Here is a 998-nt window from a genome sequence, read left to right as displayed (position 1 = left end):
ATATAAAGGGCAAGGACAACAATCGCCACAATAACACTTAAATATAAATCATTCATACTCATAGCCAAAATTGTTCCAAACATATAGTTGCATACATCGGCATTCATGCCTTTGGTCATAGCAATTATTATAACGCCAATAGCAAGCGAACTGCTAGATATAAGCGCAATAGCTGCGTCTCCTTTAATTTTGCTATTTTCGCTCAACCTAAGCAATAAAAACGCCGCAACTAAAACAATAGGAATAGATACTTGAAGCGGCGCAAAACCTAATGCCATAGCTAGGGCTAGCGAACCAAAACCAACATGTGATAGCCCGTCGCCTATCATGGAATAACGCTTAATCACCAAACTGACCCCTAAAAGCGAAGAGCAAAGAGCAACTAGCGAGCCAACGATAAACGCGCGAACGATAAAAGAGTATGATAGCATTTCGGATAACAAACTAAACATCCTCAGCCCCTCCTATCATTCTTTTATAAATATCCGTTTTTAAATAATCTCCGGTCTCGCCAAAAAATAGCGACTTTGTCCTCATATGCAAAATTTTATTGCCGTATTAACCGCACTCCTGATATCATGAGAAATTTTTATAATCGTTATTTCGTGCTCGTCATTCAGTTTTCTCAAGAGTTCATACATATCAGCGGCAGCAACCGGATCAAGCCCTGTGACAGGCTCGTCTAGCAACAAAATTTTATCTGTTGCGCACAAGGCGCGAGCGAGCAACACGCGTTGTTGTTGCCCACCCGACAAGTCTCTATAGGACTTATTTTTTAATTCCTCAATATCTAGCCTTTGCATATTTTTTATAGCATTTTCCTTTTTTTGTCTTCTCTTGTTCTTACAACCAGATAAAACAACCTCAAAAACACTTGCAGGAAAATCCTTTTGTACAACAGTTTGTTGTGGCATATAACCTATTTCAGTCTGTTTAAGTTCGGAAAAATTAACCTCACCACCAGCGGGTCTGACCAATCCTAATATGCCCTTCATGAG

At 39.6% G+C, this 998-nt stretch carries 2 protein-coding genes; both read right to left on the bottom strand.

All coding sequences use genetic code 11. The features are described from left to right. On the bottom strand, positions 1–452 hold a 452-nt coding region (locus ACYVTD_RS13915), incomplete at its 3' end, for a metal ABC transporter permease (protein ID WP_461248322.1). Between the two features lie 81 nt (positions 453–533). Continuing rightward, on the bottom strand, positions 534–998 hold a 465-nt coding region (locus ACYVTD_RS13910), incomplete at its 5' end, for a metal ABC transporter ATP-binding protein (protein ID WP_461248321.1).

The sequence above is a fragment of the Treponema sp. R6D11 genome (assembly GCF_054786075.1).
Note: the sequence above shows the minus strand (reverse complement) of the source record. Positions and strands in the feature narration are given on the sequence as shown.